Here is a 24,863-nt window from a genome sequence, read left to right on the forward strand (position 1 = left end):
GGCTATTTGCCTTGAAGTACCTCTAACTTCTCTTTTACGATTCTAGCGTGTTCTTTTACTTTTACGTTTTTCCAAACAGCTTTTACAATGCCCTCTGGGTTGATGATAAGCGTTGAGCGGACGATGCCCATGTACTCTTTGCCGTAGTTTTTCTTCAAAGCCCACACGCCGTACTCTTGCATCATAGAAGTAGTTTCATCGCTCAAAAGAGTTATCATCAAATCTTTTTTCTCTATAAAACCTCTATGCGACTTCGTGCTATCGGCACTTACGCCTAGTATGACGGCATTGAGAGTACTAAAGTCCGGTGCCGCCTCGCTAAAGTCGCACGCCTCGGTCGTACATCCGGGGGTGTTATCTTTTGGGTAGAAGTAGAGAACTATCCACTTGCCCCTAAGGTCTCGCAAACATATCTCTACATCGTCTTGGTTTGGAAGACAAAACTCCGGTGCTTGGCTCTCTAATTGAATCATTTTTTATACCTCTTTTGTAGTTTTTCTTCCGTTTATCATGCTTGAGATGATGCCGTGTTCTTCTCTTATGTCAGCTACCACAACCCCTGCTATGTGGAGCGGTATAAAGAACAAGAAGTAGTTATATACAAGCTCATGCATCTCTTTGATGCTCTTTGCCATCGCATCGGTAAGTTCAAGTGCCTCTTTGAGATAGAGTGCAAAACCGCTGATAGTCATAAACAGAAGTGCCCCGTAAAGGATGTAGTGTAGAGCTTTGACGCCCTTTTTATGGATGTCAAGTGTGCTAAAAGACTCTTTTTGGCTTTTGTCAAAAAAGAGAAGTGCGATTCTGTAAACCACCAAAAACGCAAGCGCATAGCCTAAAATAAGATGCCACTCCCACATAGGAGCGCGAATCGCTTTTGCGATAGCTACGGCATCTTCTTTGAAGATGTCCACATTCATGTCTGCAAGTTTTGTCATAATGATTTCAGAGTTGGTTCTGTAGCTCAAAAACCCTTTTCTTAGTAGTACCGTTCCTACTAAACCTAAAACAACTATGGCGTTAAGCCAGTGCCAAATCCTAAAAGCTGCTGTGTACTTCATCTTACACTCCTTTTTTGTTCTTTTGGTAACGAATATACCATAAAGCTAGTAAAACTAATATAACGACGACCACAAAAGTTATCTGCTTGAGGTACGCATCGAGCAGTTCTTGATTTTCTCCTATGGTGTAGCCAAGCATAACGAGTATAAACGCCCAAAGAGAGGCTCCAAGGGCGGTGTAGATGGAAAAAACTGCCAAATTCATACGCGCAAGTCCTGCGGGAATGGAGATAAGCTGACGAATCCCAGGGAGTAGTCTCCCTATAAATGTAGAGATATGTCCATGTTTTTCAAAGTAATCATCCATCTTTTGAAGCGCGTTTTCTTTGATAAAAAAGTATTTTCCATATTTACTTAGTATCTTTCTGCCAAGAAGCAGTGCAAGATAGTAGTTTATAAACGCCCCAATCATCGAACCGCCAAGCGCACTTAGCATAATCATGCCTATGTGCATCTCTCCCTTAGACGCCAAATAACCCGCGGGGATAAGCACTATCTCACTGGGAAAAGGGATAAAAGAGCTCTCGATGGTCATCAAAACAAAAACACCAAGATAACCCCAATCTAAGATAAGATCTACCAAATCAGCGGCTAACTCTCTAAGCATCCAATACCTTTACAACATCTAAAATCATCTCGTGTGCCACATCTTTTACAGAGTATGCGACAAGGGCTTTGCTCTTTTTCTCCAAGTCTTGCTCTAAAAGGGAGAGTAAAACTGCTCTCAAATCACTGCCCTCTCTCTCGCACCACCCCAAATCATGCGCAACGATAAACTTTGCGTTATGGTACTGATGGTCTGCTGCTGCATGGGGAAAAGGGATAAAAAGTGCGGGCAAGCCGTTGGCGCACAACTCCCAAAGCGTACTTGCTCCTGAGCGGCTCACTGCCAAATCTGATTTTGCCATAAGAGAAGGAATCTCTTTTGTAAAAGCGTAAAGCTCCGCTTCTACTCCAAGCTCCCCGTATGCTTTTTGCACTCTCTCAAAATCTCTCTCGCCTGTTTGATGGATGATATGTATGCCTTGCTCTTGAAGCTCTTTTGCTACACTAAGTGCCAAATCGTTAATCGCTTTTGCACCTTGCGAACCGCCCAAAAAGATAATAGTTTTTATCTTGCTTCGCACTCTTGCACTCTTAAAAAAAATATCTTTTACGGGATAGCCTTTGATTGGAGAAGAGGCGTCGTACGCTGAGATAAATCGCTTTGCAAATGGTTTTAAGAGAGAGTTTAGCCTTCCCTCCACTGCATTTTGTTCATGGATAAAAAGAGGAACGCCAAGACTAAGAGATGCAAACGATGCAGGAGCGGCAGAAAATCCACCCACACTGTAAGTTGCCTCAATATGATGTTTTTTCAAAATAGCCCGTGACGCTAAAAAAGCACGAAAAACACGCCAAAGTGCTTTGAGTTTTCCAAAGCCTCTTTGGTTGACAACTCCTGTCGTCTCTAAAAAATAGACATGGCTAAATGCACTATGTTCTTCAAAATATTTTCTATCCTGTCCGCTGGTAGAGCCTATAAAAATAGCTTCATGCCCCTCACTTACCGCTGCTTCAACAAGAGACTGGGCTATCATAAGATGTCCGCCCGTACCTCCGCCTGTTATACATAGTTTCATAGTCTCAACTTCTTTTTGCGTTTTTTGATATCATAAGAACCATTCCAATCCCGATGGATGCCGCCAAAATAGTAGAACCCCCATAGCTCAAAAACGGTACAGAGATACCTTTGATGGGTGTGATACCGCTTATACCATAAGCATTTACTAAAAATGCGAAAGCCAGAAGCAGTCCTACTCCAAGACTAAATAGATAGTTTTTTGTGTCTTGAACTCTGTTGGCAATTTTAAAAATCCGCTGAAGCATCATCATAAAAAGAGCAACAACTACAAAAACACCGAAAAATCCAAACTCTTCGGCAAGTCCCGCCAAAACAAAGTCTGTATGAACTTCACTTAAAAAACCTAGCTTAAACGTACCGTTTGAGAGCCCTGCACCAAAGAGACCGCCGTTGTGGATGGCATTGAGAGAGTGACCTATCTGGTAAGGCTCTACCTCTGTGGGAACACGAAGCTGCGCGGCAACGGCTTCTGGAAAAACTTCCAAAACAGTGTTTTGCGCCAAAGCCCACCAAGATTTGATACGCAAAATCCTATGTTCGGCTGTAAAGATAAAAAAGAGGAAAAAGAGAACCGCTCCGCTTAGAAGTGTTAAGAAGAAACGGAAACTGCTTCCCGCAAACATCAACATAAAAAGAAGCGTAAGCCCAAGCACCACGACCTGACCCAAATCGTTTTGTATAAAAGCGATAACAAACATTGCTCCGACAAAAACTATGCCATAAGGAGCAAATCTGATATACTCCTCTTTTACACCCATACCGCCGTGATGCCCCAATTTTCTTGAGAAACTCCACGCTAGAAAATAGACAAACCCTATCTTAAAAAACTCAACAGGCGCTATAGAGAAGCCAAAAAACTTAATCCATCGCTTCGCACCGCCAACCGCTGAAACCAGAGATTCAGGCAAAAAGGGCATCGCTACCATCAAAAGCGTTGAACCGATGAAGAGTGTAAAACCGACAATGGAGAGATGTTTTTCTGGGTCACCCTGAGCCAAAAGCCACATAACAAAGATACTTAAAATCCCAAAAAGGGCTTGTCGCACCGCAAAGTGAAACTGATGCAAATCAAAAAGAAGCGTGATGTATGCAGAGAGCGAATAGGTCAGAACGATACTAATACCAATCAAGACTGCTACAAGCGCAAATAATTTTCTATCCGCCATCAACCGTTACTTTATCTTGTTTATTTTAAGCACGAATTCAACTTCTGCTTTAGAGATATGCAACTCTTTAGAAATCGTCTCCAAAGAGATGCCCTGCTTATAAAGCGAGATGATTTTTTCATCGTCATTGCCGTGGATGGAAGCAGGGATGGATATCTGCTTGACACCGTTTTCTAGGGATGAGAGTCTGGATTCTATGTGTCCTTCTATCATCAAAAGACTCTCTTCTAGCCTTTTAATGCTTGTGGCAAGGGGTTTTACCATATCATACACCGTTCGTTCAACCTCTTGATAAACCTCTTCATCACTCATACGACTGCCGCTTTTTTGGATATTTTCTTGTGTTTCTGAGAGCTTTTTTTTGAGGTAAAAAATCTCTCTGTTGAGCTCTTCTGCAACGCTAGCAACGGAGCGGATGTTTTTGTTATACTGGGCATCTTTGGTAAAAACATAGTAGAGCAGATACAAAATCATCGCCGCCATGGCTACTACCAAATACTCTATGTTTATGGACTCTAAATTCATGCTTTGCTCTCTCGTGCTTCACGGATAAGCACTCTCTCTCTTGCTGTAAGGTAGGCACTCCACTCTCTCTCATCACGCTCATGCATCTTTGTGATTTGCGCCAACGAACCATCAAGTGCTTTAAAAAAAACAGCTATATCACGTTTTGGATGTACGGGCATAGCAATCCTTCCGTAATACTCTTTTCCAGCTTCTAAAAGCTCTGTGGAGAGTTTAAAATGCTCAAATCCGATGGACTCAATCTCCGCTTCATCCATAAGAGAGACCCGTTGTGGCTCCTCATTTTTCAAAAACATCTCAAGCGCATCTATCTTTCGGTGTAACTCAATAATAAGGTTGAGTAAAACAGGGTCTGTATCAGATGTATCCCCTTTTGCACGTGCAAGTTTTAACCAGTGGCTTATCGGGTCATCGTCACTCTCTCCTAGCTTATCGAACTCTCTTGCGTACAACTCACTATCCAAAGAGAGCGGACTAAAAGCTATACTAATCGGGGCTTTTACTAAACGAATGCTCATAATATAACCTTATCCATAACAATCAAGATAAAAAAGAGTATGCCAAGATAACCGTTGACGGTAAAAAAAGCACGGTCGATTTTCGTAAAATCTTTGCGTACCAAGTAGTGTTCATACGAGAGCATCATAGCACTCAAAACAACCGCCATGTTCGCAAAAAAACCAAGTTGCGCAACCCAGACAAAAAGCGCCCAAAAAAGAATGGTAAGGATATGAAAAAGTGAGGAGAGCAGCAGTGTCGTCTGTGCACCGTACTTTGAGGGGATGGAGTGCAGACCTTTTTCTTTGTCAAACTCCATATCCTGCAAAGAGTACAAAAGATCAAACCCAGCTACCCAAAACAACACGCCAAGACTAAGCAGAACCGACCAAACAGTTATCTCTGCACTCACCGCAACCACGCCCGCAATGGGAGCAAGTCCAAGAGAGACACCAAGTACGATGTGTGCTAAAGAGGAGAAACGCTTGAAGTAGGAGTAGCTTCCAAGTATGAGCAAGATAGGAAAACTAAGCGCAAAAGCAAGCGGGTTGATGATGTAGGCAACCCCCACAAAAGCGACTGCGTTGACAAGAGTAAAAATAAGGATACTTGAAGCATCAAGCCGCCCGTCAACATTTGGACGAGAAGAGGTGCGGGGATTTTGCGCATCTATGTCTCTGTCTGCAAATCTGTTAAGCCCCATGGCAAAGTTTCTAGCACTCACAGCCGCCAAAGCGCCCAAGAGCAAAAGCCCAAACCCAAACCATCCATCAGCCGCCACTATCATAGCTATAAAGATAAAAGGGAGCGAAAAAATGGAGTGTTCAAACATCACAAGTTCGTTAAAATCTCGAAGTTTACTGATATATCTTTGCAAAATTTGCCCTAAAATTGTTTTTGTTGATTCTACCCAAAGTTGATTTAAAAATTGATATAATTTCGCCATGATTCAACTAGCCATTATCGGTCCAACCGCTTCGGGAAAAAGTGACTTAGCTATCAAAGTCGCCAAAAAAATCAACGCTTACATACTCTCCATAGACTCTCTTAGCATCTACAAAGAGATAGACATCGTCTCTGCAAAACCCTCTAAAGAGGAGCTTCAAGAGGTTAAACATTTTGGCATAGATGTTTTGTCTCCAGATGCGTATTTTAGCATTGACATATTTATAGGGCTTTATAAAGAGGTAGCGCAAAAGTGCCAAGAACAGCACAAAAACCTCATCATCGTCGGCGGAACTTCTTTTTATCTAAAGATGCTTGTTGATGGGCTCTCAAACATCCCAAAGATAGATAATGCAACAAAAAAAAGAGTTGAAAAAAGGCTGCTTAACTTGCAAGAGAGCTATGATTTTTTATATGCACAAGATGGCGAATATATGGAAAGCATAGCAGCCAACGACAGATACAGGATAGAAAAAGCGCTCCTTATTTACGAAGCTTCAAAGCTCACTCCAAGCGAGTGGTTTAGGCAAAATCCGCCAAAGCCCGTTATAGAAAATCTACCTATCTATAACATTGATGTTGAGAGAGATGTTTTGCGAGAACGCATCAAAAAACGCACCCAAAAGATGTTTGAGAGCGGACTTATAGATGAAGTGTGCCGCCTAGAACAGCGTTACACAAGACTGCCGCACTCCATGAACTCCATAGGGATAGTGGAAGTTTTAGAGTATCTTGATGGCGAAGTCACAAAAGATGAGATGCTTGAAAATATCTCCACCCACACCGCACAGCTCGCAAAACGACAGCAGACTTTTAACCGTACACAGTTTGAGGGTGTCATCCATGCACCGCTTGAGAAGTTGGAAGTGATAATCATGGGCAACTTGCTATAATTCTATATGTATTTTTTAAAACTCTTTTTTATATCTCTCTTTTTTACTGTTTTAGGTTTTGCCGATGGAAAGTTCTATACCCTCTCCATGTGTTTGACAAAAGACCATGACGGTGCTTCCTACTTTTTAAACAGATATCTTGATGAGCCTAAGGCGGATATATTTGTAGTCAAGCTTGAAGATGGGCGTTACCTCACAACTTATGGCTCTTTTTACTCAAGAGAGAAGGCGGCGGAGTTTATGGCAAAACTCCCTGAAAATCTCAAACAACACAAACCTTTCATAAAAGAGTTTGACTACAACTTAGCCAACGCAAAAGATACCCAAAAATATATATTTCAAAAAGAGAATTTCAACTACTCTATCTCCGTTTGCTCCTCCAAAGAGTATAAAAACGCCATTGGATGCGTCAAAGAGTATATACCAAATCGCACAAGCGATGTTTATATCATCAAAGACGATGATGGGCTCTACAAAACACTCTACGGTGCTTTTCAAACACACCAAGAGGCGCAGGAGTTTATGAAAGGGCTCTCCCAAGCGACAAAATCGCAAGGTCCTTTTGTAAAAAAACTCTCTTATAGTCTCAAAGATACGCGCAACTACTCACAAAAGATAGCCAAAAAAGAGTCCGAACAAAAAAAGGAGATAGACGTAAATCAGTTTGTCAAGTTTGAAAAGATTCTGATCAGCGTCGATTCCAAAACAAATAAAATGTCACTCAGGGGCGTGTTAGACGGCAAAGCGGTAGAGCTCAAAGAGTACAAAGTCTCCACAGCCAAAAAAGATATGCCAAAACCATTGGGAGAGGGCGGCGTGACCTCCATATCTCTACACCCTCACTGGTACCCCACACAAGACACCATCCAACATTTCAAAAAGACAAAAAACATCACCCTACCCCCAGTTGTACCCTACGGACATCCGCACAACTACATGGGAGAAGCAAAGATAAATCTGACACATGAAGTAGATGGCAAAAATGTCTTTAGGATACACGGCACAGTAAACGAATCCACCATCGGCAGAAATGAATCAGGCGGCTGCATAAGAATGAAAAACGCCGAAGTGCTAGAACTCGCAACAATGCTTCAAAAGTACTCTGATAAAAAAAGTATAAAAAATATCAGAGTGATTTTGAACTGACTTAGTTTATTACCTTTGACTTTGCAAGTGCCGCTTCTATCTCGCTTTTTTCTACCTCTCCGCTGAGTTCAAGCAGCACTTCGCCATCTTCTCCGCTTACTTGCATATCTTTTATCTTCTTTTTCGTGTCATCACTCATGCATTCACATGTGCCTGTTTTGCAGTTTTGCACCATTTTGACGACACTCTCTTTTTTTACAGCTCCGCTAAATTTTATATTTACTCCGCTATTTGTCTTTGATACATCTTTTTTGATGTCGTAAAGTGCCTCTTTTACTTTTGGAAGCAAAATCTCCTCTATCTCTTTGTAAGTCACCTCAAACGCCTCATAGCCCTTACCGTCTGGGTCTTCAAAGCCCACATGTATCTTTGGGGTTGGGCGTGGAAACATTGGGCAAGTTTCGTTTGCATGGTCGCAAACCGTTACTACTAAGTCAAACTCTTCATCTATAACCGTATCTAGCGTTTTTGAGTGGTACTCGTCTCTCCAGATACCTTTTTCTTCAAGCAGTTTCTTAGCGTTTGGATTTATTTTTCCGCTTGCTCTCACACCGCTGCTTTTTGCCTCTACGCCATTTAACTTAGCATTTATAAGAGCCTCTGCGATAATGCTTCTGCAACTGTTTCCTGTACATAAAACTAAAACTTTTTTCATAAAATTGCTCCTAATGAGATTAAAACCACCAGTAAAATCGGCGGTGTGACAAGAAGCCCAAATTTGCTATACTCCCAAAAACCTATTTTTACTCCTTTTTGTGCAAGTACATGTAACCAAAGAAGCGTGGCAAGAGAACCAAACGGGGTCATCTTTGGCCCAAGGTTACAACCGATGATATTTGCATACGCCAAAGCTTGATTTGGTATATCAACCAAAGCTATATCCATTATCATGACGGTTGGCATATTGTTCATAACGGCACTTAGTATCGCACTTATAAATCCCGTCGCTACAATCGCAACCATGTCACCCTGCATTGCCAAATCTTTTAAAACAGAAGCCAGATAGTCCGTTAGCCCCGCATTTTTCAGTCCGTAAACCACGATGTAGAGCCCTATGCTAAACCAAACAACCTGCCACGGAGCATTTTTTATGGTTAGTCCCGCATGAGCCGCTTTCATATAAGAGGCAAGTGCCAAAAAGAGAAGCCCTCCGCCAAGTGCGAAGAGTGAAATCGGCAGATGATACGCATCACCTATAAAGTACGCGACGAGCAAAAGAGCCAAAAAGAGCCACGACATATAAAAAAGTGGTTTGCTTTTGAGGACTTCATCTGGATTTTTAAGCAGAGCGACATCTATGGTTTTTGGTATATCGTTTTTCAGAACTAGCCATAGAACTCCTATGGAGACGATAACGCTTACAACAAAGGGCACAAACATTACACTCAAATACTCCACAAATCCGATGTTAAAGTAGTTCGCCGTGACTATATTTGTAAGGTTTGAAAAGACAAACGGAAGCGATGCGGAGTCGCTTATAAATCCACCCGCTAGCAAAAATGCGAGAATGGTTTTTGCGTTAAGTTTCAGCAGTCTCATCTTTGCCAAAAGTATGGGAGTGAGTATAAGTGCCGCACCGTCGTTTGCAAAAAGAGCGGAGACAAATGCACCTAAAAGCAGAGCGTAAACAAACATAAGATGTCCATTACCACGGCTTAGTTTTGCCATTTTTATGGCACACCACTCAAAAAAACCTATCTCATCCAAGACCATAGACATAATGATGATGCCAATAAACGCCAGCGTTGCATCCCAGACAATGTTGCTCACGATAAGTACATCGCCAAAACTTACCGTTCCAAAGATTAGCGATACAACTGCGCCGATGATTGCGGTAGTACCGATTTTAAGCCCTTTTGGCTGCCATATAACAAAGAGAAGCGTTGTTAAAAAAATCAGACTTGAAGCTATCATATACCACACCCTTTATTTAATTTTGGAATCTCAATATCGAGTGAATCAAGCTCTTTTAGAACGGCCAACCTAAACTCATCAAGCGGGGAGCGGATGGAGTAATACGCCCAAGTTCCTCTTCTCTCAACCTTTAAAAAACCGCCCTCTTTTAGGATTTTGAGATGTCTTGAGATGCGGGACTGAATCATCTCAAATGAGTTTTCTATGTCACAAACACAAACTTCACCATTTTGGTTGATGAACTTGAGTATCTTCACTCTCGTTTCATCATTGAGTGCCGCAACTGTTTTTAAAAATATGTCCATGAAGTATCCTACACGAAAGAGATAACAAAATGATAGCAGAAGTAAAATAATATATCAAGATATATTGATATATTGGCTATAAAAATTTTACTTTTGCGTAAAGAGCGCTCAAATCAGAGTTCTTTCGCGCTCTTTGCAAGTCCTGCCCATGCAGAAGCAGGGTCGGCATCTATGGCTTCTTGGTAGGCTTTGTCTGACTCTGCATCTCTCCAGAGTTTCGCTAAAACGCTTCCTAGAAGGTACTTTTGTCTTGCTCTTTGGTTTTTGTCCAACTCTACTGCATCAAGCATCTTGATAACATCCAACGCCTTAGCATAATCCTCTTTTTGGGTATATGCCTCATGCAGGGCAAACTCAACAAAAGGGGTTTGCGCTAAAGAGCCTGAAGATTTTTGCATTCTTAGTATCTTCTCCCCGTAGGTAATCACAAGATTGATGTCTTTTGTGTTGCCCCCAGCTGTCATCATAGCGGCATAGCGGTCGCTATCGAGATACTCCTCACCATACACCTCTACCACCTTTGCCATGGACTCTATCATCTTTTGGGTGTTTTCAAGCCTGTGGTAGGTGTCAAAGACAACTCTATAGACATCTTTATATGCAGAGTTTTCCTCTTTGGCAATAAGCGCTATAAGCTCTTTGGACGCTTCAATAACATTGGTATAGTTACCTGTTGCAAAGTCTATCTTGATGTAGCGATAGAGCCATTTTTTCCTCTGCTCTAGCTCTTTGGATTTAAGATTTCTATCTGCCATTTTTTTGGCAAGTTCAAAATCGGCTCCCTTCATCGCACACTCGTAAATCCCATCATCCCACTGTGCTGATAAATCGATTTGGTACTTCGAGGCAAGCTGCAGTACTCTGTTACACTCTTTTGTTCCAAGTGCCTCTTGCATCGCCCCAATAGCAGCATCGACAACAAGCTCAGGTACATCGCCATACTCTACCTTGTCAAGCGCTTGAAGCTCTACTTCAAGAGCGAGTGCTTCTTGAAACTTCTTTTGCGCTATGAGAAGTTTTGCTTTTTCATAGAGTGCTTTATCGCCTATTCTGTCTTTTGGATACTCTTGCATCAGCGTGTCGTACATCGCTAGTTTGGCAGTTACGTTGGACTCGTTTTGGTCGCTCACATCAAAAAAGAGCGCATCTTTAGCAACCTTGACATCTTGAAGATAGATACCATCAGGGAAAATCTCTGCGTATTTGTTGAGTGCGACAAGCGCCTCCTCTTTTTTGTTAGATTGGCTAAGCCATACGCCGGCGTTTTTAACTAATCCCTCATACGCATCATCGTCATAATCCATCTTTGCAACAAGCGCTTTTGCAATAGTAGCTGCAGAGATAAAGTCGTTGTTATCTACAAACTCATACATCATCTCCATCGATTGGGTTTTGTTTTGCATAAAAAAATCTGGTTTTGCTAAAGAGATTTTTTCTATATGTTTTGCTGCTTCTTGTGTCTTTGCATTTGAGAGAAGCATTCTTGCGAGTTTAAAGGCAGCTTCTACGGCAACATCGATATTATCGGTCTCTTTGAGTGCTTTTTCATAGAGCCCTTGCGCTTTGGAGACACCTCCACCCTCTTCTATGATCTCTGCCATATAGATATAGCCCCATTTTGCATAAACAGAGTCTGGATGTTCGCTAAAGAGCCTATCATAAAAGTAATCTGCATCACTGTTTAGACCGATTTTATCGTAAGATTTTGCGATGAGAGAGAGTACTTCGGCAACATTTTCATCGGAGGAGTAGTCTCTTAGATACTCTTTTGCAGTCTCAATAAGCTTTTCGTTCTCTTTTAGCTGTGCATAGATTCTGATTTTGTAAAAAAGGAGTTCCGCTCTAAAGAGTGAATTTTTATACTCTTTTAAAACATCTTCTACCAGTTCAAGAGCAAATTCGTAATTTTTCTCCTCGTAAAGCCTTTTAATCTTAAGGTATTCCGTTACATCCCCCACACGCTTGATATGCACGGGGTTTCCTTTGATATCTAAACTTCCTACATAGGGGAGTTTTTCATCATGTGCCGTAAAAGGGAGGTTAAGGCTAGAGCTGTTTTTAGGCCTTTGTTCCATGTAAGGGATTTTTTCTTTATAGCCTACAATCATCCAGTGGTTTGAGAGCTCCACGTTTGCTTCAAAGAGCGTCTCATCTTTGGTTAAATCAAAAACAATAGGCACAAGCTTCATCTTCTCATATGGCTTGATGATAAGGAAAAAGGTCTCTTTTTTTATCTCACTCTCTATTTCAAAAAAACTGTTTTGAAGTTTTTGTATCTTTTGCGAAGGGGATTTGGAAAAAGCGCAAACTATCTTGATGACATTGTCGAAATCATCTTTAAACTCTTGACATAAAAATTTATCTTTGTCGCTTATATGGAGTGTTGAGTAAGACTGATGGTTCTCTTTTGCGCCTTGGAGAGAGATATCAAGCGCAAAAAGAGGTGCAAGAAAAAAGAGAAGAAGGAGTACTGTTTTAGACAAAATGCTCCTTCCTCCTTTTCAGTAATATTTTTTACTTGTTAATACCCGCTATTATAGACAAATGCAGTAATAAATTCTAGTAACTGATTTACCGCAACAAAAGCAAAAATAGTTCCTATTGCAGCAATTCCGATAATAGTTTTGAGTGAAAGTGTTGCATTTGCACTGTAAACATGACCGCCATTTTCTACAATCGGGTCTTTCATAAACATGTAAACGATAAGCTTGAGGTAGTAGTACCCTGCTATTGCAGAGTTAAGCGCCATGATGAGTGCTAAAACCGTATAACCGCCTGTTACAGCTGAACTTATCATATACATTTTCCCCCAGAACAGACCAAAAGGCGGAAGACCTGCAAGGCTGAGCATAAAGAGCGCCATAATCGTTGCAGCTACTGGTGCAGTTTTGATCATCCCTGCAAATTTGTTGTAGCTATGGTCTGACTGCTGATGTGCAGGAAGATTTTTCTGACGGCTTATCCAAAGCATAGAGAATGAGCCGAGATTTGTAAAGCTAAAGAGTATCCAGTAGAGGAAAAGTGCGCTGTTTGACTGTGTTGTACCAATCAAAATAGCCGCCATTACAAAACCTGCATGCGAGATAGAGCTGTATGCGAGCATTCTCTTTACGTCTGTTTGCACTAATGCCCAGACGTTTGCCATCGTCATAGTAATAACAACGCTTGCATAGAGGATAATTTCCAACCAAACAACACCGCTATGGATAAGGAACTCAAAGATTCTCATCGCAACAACAAATGCTGCTATCTTTGGAACGATAGACATGTATCCTGCAAGTGCCGCTGATGAGCCTTCATAAACATCTGGTGTCCATGTATGAAACGGAACCATAGAGAGTTTGAAGCCAAATGAAGCAAGTAAGAAAACAACACCGACAAGAACAAATCCGATGTCTGCGTAGTTGTTTGCTTCAAGAACAGCTGCTATCTGGTTAATCTCAACAGAACCCGTAAGTGCATAAAATACCATCGAACCAAAACTAAAAAATCCTGCCGCAAGAGCGCCCATTGTAAAGTACTTAACTGCCGCTTCAAATGATTTGTCACGGTTATGCATTGCGATAAGCGTATAAAGTGCAAGTGAAGCTGTCTCAAGTCCTACAAAGATAAGGATAAGATTGTCCGTTGCCACCATAAACTGGAATCCTGCAATCATAAACAAGAAGAGTGCAAAGAACTCAGGGTATGTAAACTCATGGAATCTTTTATGCGTAAGTGCCAGAGGGATAAAGAGCATAGAAGCACCTACAACGATAAACTGCGACAAAATCGCTAAACCGTCGATAAGCATCACATCAAAAACGCCCATTACTGTTCCATTGCTAACAAACACGCCTGCCGAATCCATCAACGCTACAAAGTCAACTCCCAAAATAAGAAGGCTGAGCATAACGTAAAGTGAGCGGTCTTGCTCACTTTTAAAGAGGTCTATAACGATAATCAAAAGCGCACCAATGATTGGGATAAGCATCGGTACAAGAGTGATTAGATTTAATGACTCAATTGAGATATTTGCTGGTGATAACATTAGTGTGCCTCCTCCCCTTTTGGTTTTGTAAGTAGTGCCATATCTTTAGAGACACTCGGGATTCTCTGCTTTGCCTCTTCACTTAAAGCCTTTTCATGCATAAGAGAAACAACCGCTTCAACGCTTGTGTTGATAGGTCCTAAAAGTGGTTTTGGATAGATTCCAAGCCAGATAGTAATGATTGTAAGCGGGATAAGGGCAAGAAGCTCTCTTTTGTTTACATCAGGAAGATTTCTGTTCTCCTCTTTTGTTACTACACCAAAGAACATCTTTTTATATGCCGCAAGCATATAAATAGCCCCTACGATAATAGCAGTTCCTGCAAGAAGTGTAAGTATATGAGACTGCTTATAAAAACCAAGAAGGCTTAAAAACTCTCCTACAAAGTTGATAGTAAGTGGAAGTCCCACAGAAGCCATCAACATAACGCCAAAGATAGTTGCATAGCGAGGCATAACAGAAGCTAATCCGCCAAACTCACTCATATACTTTGTATGTCTTCTATCGTAGATAACCCCAACAAGAAAGAAGAGTGCGCCGGAGACGACACCGTGCGCTATCATAAGAAAGATAGAACCTGTAATCCCCTCCACGTTAAGAGCAAACGTTCCAAGGATGATGACACCCATATGTGAAACAGAAGAGTATGCAACGACTTGTTTAATATCTTTTTGTGCATAAGCAACCATCGCTGTATAGATAATCATGATGATAGCTAAGACTGCAATCGGATACATAAAGTAAACCGACGCATCCGGAAAGAGCGGTAATGAAAAACGGATAAACGCATAAGTTCCCATTTTCAAGAGAATCGCCGCAAGGATAACCGAACCGATAGTCGGAGCTTGTCCGTGAGCGTATGGCAACCATGTATGAAACGGAAACATAGGAACTTTGATAGCAAAACCCATAAAAAATGCCGCAAATAACCAAAGCTGGAAAGATTCCGGCAAAATCAGACGGTACCAATCAAGAAGTGCGAAACTCCACTCTCCCGTTGCCTGATAGTAGAAGTACGCCATAAAAAGCATACCCACAAGCATCACAAGTGATCCTGCAAAGGTATAGAGGAAGAACTTTACAGACGCATAGATGCGAAGTGGTCCACCCCATGCACCGATAATGTAGAGCATCGGTACAAGTGAGAGTTCCCAGAAAAGATAAAAGACGATAGCATCAAGTGCCGCAAAAACACCTACCATCGTCATCTGTAAAAACAGAAGCGTGATAATCATGTTTTTAATATCTTTTGTCTCACCAAGTGAAGCGATACCTATCATAGTAAAAAACGCCGCCAAAATGATGATAAAGAGCGAGATACCATCCACACCCACGATATAGTTGATACCAAAAGTAGGTACAAGTGCGATTTGCTCCATAAACTGCATACCCGATGCATTTGCGTCAAATACAAACCATAGCCATAGCGCTAAGACAAACTCAATAGTAGCCACAGCAACGCCATAAGAGCGAATGCTGTTTTTATTGACCACAAACCCAAGAACACCTGCGAGTGCTGGGAAGAAAATTAAAATCGATAAGATATGATCCAACATCTATTAAACTCCTAAACCTGAGAGAAATGTCTTAATTTCTCCAGAATATCTTGCCGCAAGTCCAAACACTACAGCCAGTGATAATAAAGCAACAGTTCCTGCCACCATCCATTTAAGCATCGTCGAGAGGTTACCGCTTTGCATAACCCTTGTCTTCTCACCTGTTTGGTAAAAGACATTTGCAATACCATCAACCGTAGCATCCACAACTTTTTGATCAATCTTCGTCCAAAATACCTCAGAGAGTTCTCTATAAGCTTTAACGATATAGTTCTCATAGAAGTATGGAATGTAGTACTGGTTGATAAGCAGTTTGTATCCAAAGCTGTTTTCCATTTTTGAAGTGCCATCCGGTACTTTTATATCTTTGCTTGTATATTTTTTATACGCATAAGCAATCGCTCCCATAACAAAAAGCTGTGTACCGATAGTCATAATCCAGTAAGTCGCTGCCGAGTGAACATGATACTCTGTTGCAGGAAGCAACTCTGTAACCATACCAAAGTAACCCATCTTAAATGCTCCGGCGATAACTGCCAAAACAAGGAGCGGACTCATAGCAACAAGCATAAACTTGTATGCTTCATGCGGATGGATACCAAAATGCTTGTATCTGTCTTCACCGTGGAAGATGAGTGCAACAAGTCTAAATGAGTAAAACGCCGTCAAACCTGCCGTAAGAAGAAGCACTGTATAAATGATAAAGTGATGCTCAACAAAAGCAACCTCTAAAATCAAATCTTTTGAGAAGAAGCCCGCTAAAGGAAAGATACCAGCAAGTGCAACAGAAGCGATAGTCATCATCAAAAATGTACCCTTCATTACCTTGCTAAGACCACCCATTTTAAACGGGTCAAGCTCATCGTGCATAGCGTGCATAACATTTCCTGCACCCAAGAAGAGAAGTGCTTTAAAGAAAGCGTGTGCCATAAGATGGAAAAGTGCAACCCAGTATGCGCCAAGACCGGCTGCGGCAAACATATAGCCAAGCTGAGAGAGCGTTGAGTATGCGATAACTCTTTTCATATCACGGTTTACAAGTGCCATAGATGCCGCAAAAAGTGCCACAAATGCGCCAAGAGAAGCGATAAATAGCCCAACAGCAGGGATCAACTCATAAAGAGGGTTTGCACGAACAACGAGATAAACACCCGCTGTTACCATCGTAGCCGCGTGGATAAGAGCCGAAACTGGAGTTGGACCTTCCATCGCATCTGCTAGCCATGTGTGAAGCGGAAATTGAGCCGATTTACCCATCGCACCGATGAAAAGGAAGATTCCCATCCAAGTCAATACATCTGTTTCTAAAGATGGCATTGCCGCAAAAGCCTCTGTATATTGAAGAGTTCCTGTATTCCAGTAAACCAAAAAGATACCGATAAGCATACCAAGGTCGGCGATACGGTTCATGATAAACGCTTCATTAGCCGCCCAAGATGCGCTCTCTTTGTGGTACCAGAAGCCAATTAGTAGCCATGAACAAAGACCAACGCCCTCCCAACCGATGAAAAGACCTGCGAAGTTATCACTCATAACAAGTATCATCATAGAGAAAACGAAAGCAGAGAGGTAAGAGAAAAATCTGTTAAACCCTTTGTCGTGATCCATATATCCGATAGCATAGACGTGTACAACAGTTGAAACAAGTGTTACAACCATCATCATCACAACGCTCACCTGATCCACTACAAAACCAAACGGAATGTAAAGGTCTCCCGTTGCCATCCATGTCATCATCTCAACATGAATAGTGCGTCCTGTCATAAAGACAAGCAGAAGCAAAATAAAACTACTTAGTAAAGAGACACCAAGAAGAGCACTCGGTACGATTCCCGCTATCTTCGTCTTTTTCGATGCACCAAAAAGTGCTGCAAACAAAGAGCCCACAAGCGGTGCAAAAAGTGCGGTATATAAAAAGAGTTCCATCCCTTACCCCCTCATCGTTGACATATTGTCAAGGTCAATATTGTTATGTTTTTTATGCCACACAATCAAAAGTCCAAGACCAACGGCAACCTCTGATGCAGCGATTGCGATAACAAAAAACGCAAACATCTGACCTGTTAAATCGCCATAATAGTGTGAAATTGCAGCAAAAGAGATATTTACCGCATTTAAGAGTATCTCCGTTGCAAAAAACAGCATAAGCAAGTTTTTTCTTCTCATAACACCCATCAATCCAATAGCAAAAAGGATAGTTGAGAGTACAAGATAGTGGTGTAATCCTATTTCCATCATGAGTGAGCCTTTTTGTTTTTATCTTCTTCTTTCATCATCATTATCTCAGCCTCATTCATCAATGTAACGGAGAGATCCATCTTTTTGCCTGCAAGAACGATTCCTGCAATCATCGCTACTAGAAGCATAACCGCCGCAACCTCAAAAGGAACAAGATACTTAGTAAAAAGAACCATACCTACTTCTTGAACATTTTTTGTGGCGTCAACTGACGGATAGAGTGCTTCGATATTGTTACCAACAATCGGTGCCGCAACGATAACTACAACCATAAGAGCAGCAAGCGTACTTAATCCGATGATAATAGCTTTGTTCCCCTGTTTTTCCTTAACCTCTCTTGTTGTGTCAAAAAACATCATACCAAAAGCATAAAGAGCCATAACGGCACCGGAGTAAACGACGATTTGAACCGCACCTAAAAAGTCAGCACCCAAAATAAAGAAGAATGCCGATATAAAAATCATTCCTGCCGCAAGTGCCGATAGGGCATACAACGCTTGAGACGTTGTTACCGCTACGTAAAACATTGCGATTGTTAAAAAAGCGAACAGGTAAAATGCAATTGCTTCAAACATAACCAAACTCCTTAATATGCTAGAGGTGTTTTTTTAACACGCTCGTCTTCATGTGGTGTAATTGCGCCAAAGCCTTCAAACTCTCTTTGCGCTCCCGCTTTCATGGTATCAAGCGGAGTTAACATATCTTGAAAAGTCAAGAAGTGCTCTCTTTGGTCACTCGCATTTTCATACTCGCCGCCATGTGTGATAGCAAGTTCTGGACAAACCTCTGCACAGTAACCACAAAAGATACAGCGACCTAAGTTGATGCTATACTCTGAAACCTCTTTACGAGAGTTCTCATCGATTTTTGTGTCGATTCTGATACAGTTGGAGATACAAATCTTCTCACAAAGTCCGCATCCGATACATCTCTCAGTATCAGACTCCCAAAGACGCTTCATCTCATGAACCGCTCTATATCTTGGACCAATTGGCATCTTCTCCATCGGATACTGTACCGTATGGATATCAAAGCGAATCATCTCTCTCATTACTACCCATAAACCTACAAAAAGTTCGCCTTTGACTGCTCTTTTTGCTGCTCTTTTAAACTTGCCCCATCCATCTTTTGGATAGTCATCAATAGCAACCATGTAGTAGTCACTAGGCATCTCCACTACATTTCTGCTGCTAAAATGTTCTTCAATATGTTCGTTATGCATGCTCACCCCTTACATCATCACAATACCGGTGATAACTATGTTTATCACCGCAATTGGCATTAAAACTTTCCAACATAACCACATCAACTGGTCAGGTCTAACATCCGGCCAAGCCGCTCTTGTCCACAAGAAGAAGAAGAAGAAAAATGCAACTTTACCAAGAAGTCCAAGTGCGCCTAAAAAGCTTCCGTCTCCATATCCGCCTAAGAAAAGGATAGAGATAACAAAAGAGATAAAGAACATATTTGCATACTCACCGATGAAGAAAAGTCCCCATCTCATACCCGAATACTCTGTTCCAAATCCGTCAATAATCTCATGGTCATTTGCGATAAGGTGAAACGGTGTTCTACCAGTTTCTGCAAACGCCGCTATCCAAAAGAGGATAAACGCAACCGGCTGAGACCAGACAATCCAGCTTGTAATTCCGCCTGATTGATACTCGTTAAAGTCAATCAAAGAGAGTGAACCAACCATCATAATAGGTGCTAGAATAGACAAGCCCGTGATAACCTCATAGGAGATAAAGACAGCCGCACCCCTTGCAGCAGAGAGAAGCGAGAACTTGTTTGCCGATGCCATACCGCCAAGAAGTGGTCCGTAAAGACCAACACCCATGATTCCAAGGATGTAGAGGATACCGATGTTGATATCCGCAACGATTGGATGTACCTCATAACCAAAGATGGTAAAAGAGGGCAAGAACGGTATAGCCGCTGCCGCCATAAAAGCAGTCGCTGCAGTAATGACGGGTGCTATTTTAAAGATAGTGCCCACGACGTTAGTTGGGACAATATCCTCTTTTGTAAAGAGCTTGATACCATCTGCCGCAACTTGCAATAGTCCAAAAGGTCCAACATTCACAGGTCCAAGACGACGCTGCATAAATGCAAGAACTTTTCTCTCAAAGTAAGTTCCAATCCCAGCAAGTGCTGAGAAGATAAGTAAAATTACGACGATTTTAATTATCGTCTCTATAAAATATGCCATTTCCATATATTACACCTTTTCAATCGAAGCTGTTGCAAAGCGGTAGGAGCTAAACAGTGCCTCTGAGTTTAATTTTGCATCAAATGTCGGCAGAACTATGATATCACCGCTTATTTTGTTGTCACTTACAATACTTGCCACAAGCTCACCGCTTGCACTTTTCACTTTCACGATGTCTCCTTCATTAAAATCAGATTTGGCGAGGAACTCTTCACTCATATAGATACCGCTTACCTCATCCAAATTGCTGCATTTATAGGTAAATGGAGTAAATTGTCTAACCGGATTTGCCATATAGATAAGCGTACCTTCGAGTTTTTCATCGCCAAACTTCTCAACACTCTCATCGCCGCTCGTTGCAACTGCTACATTTTCAAGCAGATAGCCACGGCACTCTGTTCCGTCATTTTCATAGTGGTTTGGCAGGCTGTCAAATTCCTCAGCCTTAAACCCATTTTGCGTTGGAAGCATCTTTGTATATTCGATAACATGTTCTGCTCTTAGTCCAAGTGCATTTGCGATATCGTTAAGTTCATATCCGTTATAACCAATCGCTGCGTTAGTCGGGTTTACTCTCTTGTTTATACTCGTAAGTGTTCCCTCTTGCTGATTGATAGCAGGCATATCAAGCTCTCCGTCTCCCAGAGCTGAGAGTGTAAAATCGCCTTTTATGTTGTAGCCAACTGTATGAAGACCCATTGCGTCATCAAGCTCACAGATAAGTGAAACACCAAGTGTATTTGTAAGATTTGGAATCATAACAAGCTCAAATGCGCTGTATTTTTCTATGAGAGCCAAGAGACGAGCCAGATTTTTAGCGTTTGGATGTGTATAGAGATCTGCTCCTGCCATAAGGACAAAACTATCTTTTTTCGCTAAGTTTTTCTCTAGCTCTTCCATAAACTTCTCATCTGCTCCTAAAATCGCTAAAAGGCGGTTGTCATCAACCTCTACCTCTTTTGTGATTTTCTTAGGAACCATCTTTTTCTTCTCTTCTTCTACCTCTTCCTCTTCGCCCGTCTCTTCGTTCTTTTTCATCACTTTTACTATCTCAGTAATCTCTTCTTTGATAGTCTCTTCAACCGTTACGGTTTTTGTTGCGTGAAATGATGCAAGGTACTCTGCAACCTCTTTTGGAAGTTTTGTTTTGTCTGCAAAAAGGTCAAGAATAAGATAAAGCACAACTTCCTCTTGAAGCGGAGCGTGGTACATAGTCATGATACTTTTGCCAAGTCCCTCTATTACTGGGTCTTTTAAAGGATGGAAGTATAAACCTGCACCCTTGTTTACAGTCATAGAGTTGTTAAGCGCATAGCGTGCATTTGGGTTGTCACTCTTAAGAGCCGCACCCACAGAGATAACAAAGTTTGCATTGTGCGTTGCTTCAAGGTCATAACCGTAAAGCTTCTTGCCGCTAATCTCGCTATAGTTATTTAAAAATGTCTGGAATGCTTTTGCTTCGTTGTTTACAAGTTTGTAGCCAAACTTCTCTTTTAAAGATTGGAGCAGATACGCCTCTTCGTTTGTGATAGTTGAAGTAAACTTTATGGTATCTGCTTTTTTAAATGCTTCGAGAGCTTTTGCAAACGCCATTTCATCTTTTGATGCTACTTTGTTTTGATAGTCAAATCCATAGCGTCCCGCACCGCAAAGAGATACATAGTTCCACTCATTCATGACACGGTAAATCTTCTCGTCAGTATTGTCAATGCTTGTATGCTTCACATCGTAAGAGATTTGGCATCCCGCACTACAGTGTCCGCAAGTTGCAGGAATCTGCTTAAGCTCCCAAGCGTTTGATGTGTAGGTAAAGTGAGTATCCACAAGCGCACCGACAGGACAAACCGCCGCACACTCGCCGCAACTTGTACAATCAAGCATCTCTTCGCCGCTTGTTAAGCCGATAAGAGATTTGTTGAGCTTATTCCACATCGCATAAGCATCTTTTGGCATAGTATCTTTAAACTCTGCCTCTATCGCATCTGCCCCACGAGCCACAGTTTTGAGTGCGTTGTCGCCAATCATATCTTTACAAGCAGTAACACAACGCTCACAAACGATACAAAGTCCCGGGTTATAGTGGATGTGTCCCCAATCTTTATCTTTTCTGTTTACATCTTTGATAGCATAGTGCTGCTGATCCACGCCCATCTCTAAAGTGTAGTTTTGCAGTTCACACTCGCCTGACTGGTCACAAACACCACACTCAAGCGGATGGTTAACGTCGTAAACTTCCATGATTGCTCTGCGCTCTTTAGCAATATTTTCAGTAGAGGTTACAACGCTCATCCCCTCTTTAGATTTTGCATTACACGCATAAACCTGCTTGCCATCCGCCTCTACAAGACACAGACGACATGCAAGTGTCGGACTGCATCTAGTCAGATAACAAATCGCCGGGATAAAGATATTGTTGGCACGAGCGGCATTGAGTATGTACTCGCCCTCTTGCGTCTCTATCTCTTTTCCATCAATGTTTATAGTAATTTTACTCATTAAACCACTCTCACTATTTTGGATTTTTCAAATCTATATCTGCTGGCATCTATGCTTATGTCAAAAGTAGGATTTAATGCGATAGTTCCTTTTAGGTCACTATCTAGCTTAAACTCTCTTTGGATTTTGGTTGCTCCAAAGCTAATCTCTACCATATCGCCGTCATTTATCTTTGCCGCAACTGCGAATTGTGCAGAACCTCTCAAGAAGCTCTCTTTTGGAAGCTGCTCTGCTTTTTGCGTATAGCTATTAAACTGTAAAACTGGGTCACACTGATAGATGATAGTTCCGTTAAACTCCGGCATATCATCAAGCTCTTCAACCTCGCCATCCGCCACGCATGCAACCTCATCTAGGATGTATCCTCGTCTGTCTTCGCCAAGCGGTGAGAGGAAATTTTGCAAATCATCAAACGCAACGCCCTTAAATCCTGCACTCACAGGGAGTTTTGGCGTGTAGTCTATAGTCTGCTCCTGCGCTATGCCAAGAGCATTTGCAAGGTCGTTAAGCGTGTATCCCTCAAACGCAAGTGCGACATTTGTCGGAAGCAGTTGGTTGTCGATGCTTACAAAAGTCCCCTCTTGCTGGTTAAGAGCAGGAGAAGCCAGATTTGCACCCTCTAGTGAAGAGATGACAAACGAACCTTTTGCATTGTAACCCACAACATCAGCGATATCTTCATCCACATCTAAAGAGTTGATAAGCGATACGCCCAGAGTGTTGACTTCACGAGGAACAACTACCAAAGAAAAATCACTATATTTTTCAATCAATGCTGCAAGTTTTGCGATGTTTGACGCTCTTGGATGCGCCATAAGGTCGCCTCCTATAACAAGCGTGCGTTTTGTCGCTCTTGCAAAAGAGCGCATCATAAGCTCAAACTCCTCTTCTCCGATATTTGTTTCAGCATAGAGATAGCCAAAGTCAAGTGCATCAAAAAATGCTCTATCCTCTTGCGGCAAATCGGCATCTTTGAGAATCACATCTGCCAAAAGTGCCAAAACACCCTCTTCAGTACCGACTTCATGCTTCATCATCTGCGTGATAACATTTTGCATCAGTATATCTTCAAGCGGATGTGCATAGAGGATTTTTGCACCGTTATGCTTTGAAGCAGTTGTGAGTGCATAGCGCACGGCAGGATTGTCAGTTGCGATTCTGCTACCTATAACAACAACTGCATCAGAGCGTCTGATGGCATCAAGTGAGCCGCTATGGTGGAGTTTGCCGCTTATGGAGCTGTAAGACTTCATAAACTCTGCAAATTTTCTTGCATCTTCATTGAAGAGTTTTACGCCCAACTTCTCTTTTAAAAGCTCTAAGATGTACGCCTCTTCATTTGTTATCATAGAAGAAAATCTTATAGCTTTTGCACCTTTAAGTGCTTCTATAGCTTTTGCAAACGCCGCTTCATCTCTCTGCGCTTTGTTGTCAAAGTCAAAACCAAATCTTCCCGCACCGCAAAGTGTACTAAACTCAAAGTTGTTTTTCACTCTAAATATCTCATCAGCACCGTTAATGGAGCTGTGTCTTGTTTCATACTCAAGCGGACATCCGCCTGAGCAGTGAGCGCATGTAGCAGGGATTTTTTCAAGCTCCCATGCATTTGCTCTGTAACGGAAACTGCTGCTTGTAAGCGCACCGACAGGGCAAACTGCGATACACTCTCCACAGAAAGTACAATCAAGTGTTTCGCTGTTTTTTGGAATGATGGTTGAGCTGTATCCGCCGAATTTTACCTCGATTGCGTCATCGCCGATAACCTCATTACAGACATGCACACACTTTTCGCATAATATACAAAGAGACGGTTCATAGTTGATAAGCCCCCACTCTTTGAGAGGTCGCAACTGGTCTTTTGCGCTAAAGTGCTGGCGTGATACATTGAACTCCAAAGTTTTGTTTTGAAGGTCACACTCTCCGGATTTGTCACAAACACCGCACTCCAACGGATGATTTACATCGTAAAGCTTCATGATGTTTGTTCGCTCATGGTTTAGCGCATCAGAGTTTGTAGTTATCTCTACACCCTCAACAGGAGGCGTGTTACAGCTAAGTACAAAACCATCCATACCGCTTGCCTCAACGACACACATACGGCATGACGCACACGGCGAAGTTTTTGAGATATAACACATAGTCGGGATATAAATGCCGTTTTTGCGAGCCACGGTTAAAATAGTCTCGCCCTTTTGTGCTTCTACAGAGATACCGTCAATTTTAAAATTAATCAATTTATTCATATCTCCCATCC

At 41.8% G+C, this 24,863-nt stretch carries 22 protein-coding genes and 1 pseudogene; 2 read left to right on the plus strand and 21 right to left on the minus strand.

The annotated features are described in order from the left end of the window. Positions 1–2 precede the first annotated feature (2 nt). The 8 genes from bcp to mqnP are packed head-to-tail and all read right to left on the minus strand — an operon-like array spanning position 3 to position 5,751. Positions 3–473 carry a thioredoxin-dependent thiol peroxidase gene (gene bcp, locus AC6H4V_RS10270; RefSeq protein ID WP_497606759.1) on the minus strand — a complete coding sequence of 157 codons (471 nt, stop codon included), beginning with the start codon at positions 471–473 and terminating at the stop codon, positions 3–5. A gap of 3 nt (positions 474–476) precedes the next feature. Continuing rightward, positions 477–1,061 carry a cytochrome b/b6 domain-containing protein gene (locus tag AC6H4V_RS10275; RefSeq protein WP_497606760.1) on the minus strand — a complete coding sequence of 195 codons (585 nt, stop codon included), beginning with the start codon at positions 1,059–1,061 and terminating at the stop codon, positions 477–479. Position 1,062: 1 nt separating this feature from the next. Continuing rightward, positions 1,063–1,668 (minus strand): DedA family protein, encoded by a 606-nt coding sequence (locus AC6H4V_RS10280; RefSeq protein WP_428729885.1) that lies wholly within the window; start codon positions 1,666–1,668, stop codon positions 1,063–1,065. Beyond that, a complete protein-coding gene (murG, locus tag AC6H4V_RS10285; protein WP_497606761.1) occupies positions 1,661–2,683 on the minus strand; it encodes an undecaprenyldiphospho-muramoylpentapeptide beta-N-acetylglucosaminyltransferase in 1,023 nt (340 codons plus the stop codon). The genes AC6H4V_RS10280 and murG overlap by 8 nt, the downstream gene beginning before the upstream one ends. A gap of 4 nt (positions 2,684–2,687) precedes the next feature. Beyond that, positions 2,688–3,851 carry an FtsW/RodA/SpoVE family cell cycle protein gene (locus AC6H4V_RS10290; protein ID WP_497606762.1) on the minus strand — a complete coding sequence of 388 codons (1,164 nt, stop codon included), beginning with the start codon at positions 3,849–3,851 and terminating at the stop codon, positions 2,688–2,690. Between the two features lie 6 nt (positions 3,852–3,857). Next, positions 3,858–4,376 carry a DUF6115 domain-containing protein gene (locus tag AC6H4V_RS10295; RefSeq protein ID WP_428729887.1) on the minus strand — a complete coding sequence of 173 codons (519 nt, stop codon included), beginning with the start codon at positions 4,374–4,376 and terminating at the stop codon, positions 3,858–3,860. After that, positions 4,373–4,894: a hypothetical protein gene (locus tag AC6H4V_RS10300; protein ID WP_497606763.1), complete on the minus strand. Its 522-nt coding sequence runs from the start codon at positions 4,892–4,894 to the stop codon at positions 4,373–4,375. The genes AC6H4V_RS10295 and AC6H4V_RS10300 overlap by 4 nt, the downstream gene beginning before the upstream one ends. Next, positions 4,891–5,751, minus strand: coding sequence for a menaquinone biosynthesis prenyltransferase MqnP (gene mqnP / locus AC6H4V_RS10305; protein ID WP_497607931.1), 861 nt, complete (start codon positions 5,749–5,751; stop codon positions 4,891–4,893). Before mqnP ends, AC6H4V_RS10300 begins: the two co-directional genes overlap by 4 nt. 67 nt (positions 5,752–5,818) lie before the next feature. Between mqnP and miaA the strand changes: the two genes are divergently transcribed. Together miaA and AC6H4V_RS10315 are read left to right on the plus strand one after the other, a co-directional pair. Beyond that, complete coding sequence (miaA, locus tag AC6H4V_RS10310) at positions 5,819–6,712, plus strand: tRNA (adenosine(37)-N6)-dimethylallyltransferase MiaA (RefSeq protein ID WP_497606764.1); 894 nt, start codon at positions 5,819–5,821, stop codon at positions 6,710–6,712. Between the two features lie 6 nt (positions 6,713–6,718). After that, the gene (locus AC6H4V_RS10315) at positions 6,719–7,858 is read left to right on the plus strand and encodes a L,D-transpeptidase (RefSeq protein WP_497606765.1); all 1,140 of its coding nucleotides are present in this window, start codon (positions 6,719–6,721) and stop codon (positions 7,856–7,858) included. A gap of 262 nt (positions 7,859–8,120) precedes the next feature. Here the strand turns inward: AC6H4V_RS10315 and AC6H4V_RS10320 are convergent. From AC6H4V_RS10320 to AC6H4V_RS10380, 13 genes and pseudogenes are all read right to left on the minus strand, one after another. Then, positions 8,121–8,513: pseudogene (locus AC6H4V_RS10320) on the minus strand (arsenate reductase ArsC); the annotation flags it as partial. Then, entirely contained in the window at positions 8,510–9,772 is a 1,263-nt protein-coding gene (locus tag AC6H4V_RS10325) for an arsenic transporter (protein WP_497606766.1), read from the minus strand. The gene AC6H4V_RS10325 and the pseudogene AC6H4V_RS10320, both read right to left, overlap by 4 nt. Next, complete coding sequence (locus AC6H4V_RS10330; RefSeq protein ID WP_497606767.1) at positions 9,769–10,077, minus strand: ArsR/SmtB family transcription factor; 309 nt, start codon at positions 10,075–10,077, stop codon at positions 9,769–9,771. The genes AC6H4V_RS10325 and AC6H4V_RS10330 overlap by 4 nt, the downstream gene beginning before the upstream one ends. Positions 10,078–10,190: 113 nt before the next feature. Next, complete coding sequence (locus tag AC6H4V_RS10335) at positions 10,191–12,560, minus strand: DUF7494 domain-containing protein (RefSeq protein WP_497606768.1); 2,370 nt, start codon at positions 12,558–12,560, stop codon at positions 10,191–10,193. Between the two features lie 38 nt (positions 12,561–12,598). After that, positions 12,599–14,107 carry an NADH-quinone oxidoreductase subunit NuoN gene (gene nuoN, locus AC6H4V_RS10340; protein ID WP_497606769.1) on the minus strand — a complete coding sequence of 503 codons (1,509 nt, stop codon included), beginning with the start codon at positions 14,105–14,107 and terminating at the stop codon, positions 12,599–12,601. After that, positions 14,107–15,663, minus strand: a complete 1,557-nt coding sequence (locus tag AC6H4V_RS10345) for an NADH-quinone oxidoreductase subunit M (protein WP_497606770.1) — start codon at positions 15,661–15,663, stop codon at positions 14,107–14,109. The genes nuoN and AC6H4V_RS10345 overlap by 1 nt, the downstream gene beginning before the upstream one ends. A gap of 3 nt (positions 15,664–15,666) precedes the next feature. Next, a complete protein-coding gene (gene nuoL, locus AC6H4V_RS10350) occupies positions 15,667–17,589 on the minus strand; it encodes an NADH-quinone oxidoreductase subunit L (RefSeq protein ID WP_497606771.1) in 1,923 nt (640 codons plus the stop codon). A 3-nt stretch (positions 17,590–17,592) separates the two neighbouring features. Further along, positions 17,593–17,901 carry an NADH-quinone oxidoreductase subunit NuoK gene (nuoK, locus tag AC6H4V_RS10355; protein ID WP_428730181.1) on the minus strand — a complete coding sequence of 103 codons (309 nt, stop codon included), beginning with the start codon at positions 17,899–17,901 and terminating at the stop codon, positions 17,593–17,595. Then, positions 17,898–18,476 (minus strand): NADH-quinone oxidoreductase subunit J, encoded by a 579-nt coding sequence (locus AC6H4V_RS10360; protein ID WP_428730182.1) that lies wholly within the window; start codon positions 18,474–18,476, stop codon positions 17,898–17,900. Before AC6H4V_RS10360 ends, nuoK begins: the two co-directional genes overlap by 4 nt. 11 nt (positions 18,477–18,487) lie before the next feature. Continuing rightward, on the minus strand, positions 18,488–19,123 hold the full coding sequence (nuoI, locus tag AC6H4V_RS10365) for an NADH-quinone oxidoreductase subunit NuoI (RefSeq protein WP_428730183.1): 636 nt from the start codon (positions 19,121–19,123) through the stop codon (positions 18,488–18,490). A 9-nt stretch (positions 19,124–19,132) separates the two neighbouring features. Beyond that, positions 19,133–20,119, minus strand: a complete 987-nt coding sequence (nuoH, locus tag AC6H4V_RS10370) for an NADH-quinone oxidoreductase subunit NuoH (protein ID WP_428730184.1) — start codon at positions 20,117–20,119, stop codon at positions 19,133–19,135. Between the two features lie 3 nt (positions 20,120–20,122). Continuing rightward, complete coding sequence (locus AC6H4V_RS10375; protein ID WP_497606772.1) at positions 20,123–22,609, minus strand: NADH-quinone oxidoreductase subunit G; 2,487 nt, start codon at positions 22,607–22,609, stop codon at positions 20,123–20,125. Next, positions 22,609–24,852: an NADH-quinone oxidoreductase subunit G gene (locus tag AC6H4V_RS10380; protein WP_497606773.1), complete on the minus strand. Its 2,244-nt coding sequence runs from the start codon at positions 24,850–24,852 to the stop codon at positions 22,609–22,611. Before AC6H4V_RS10380 ends, AC6H4V_RS10375 begins: the two co-directional genes overlap by 1 nt. Positions 24,853–24,863: the final 11 nt, after the last annotated feature.

Source organism: Sulfurimonas lacustris, from assembly GCF_059705355.1.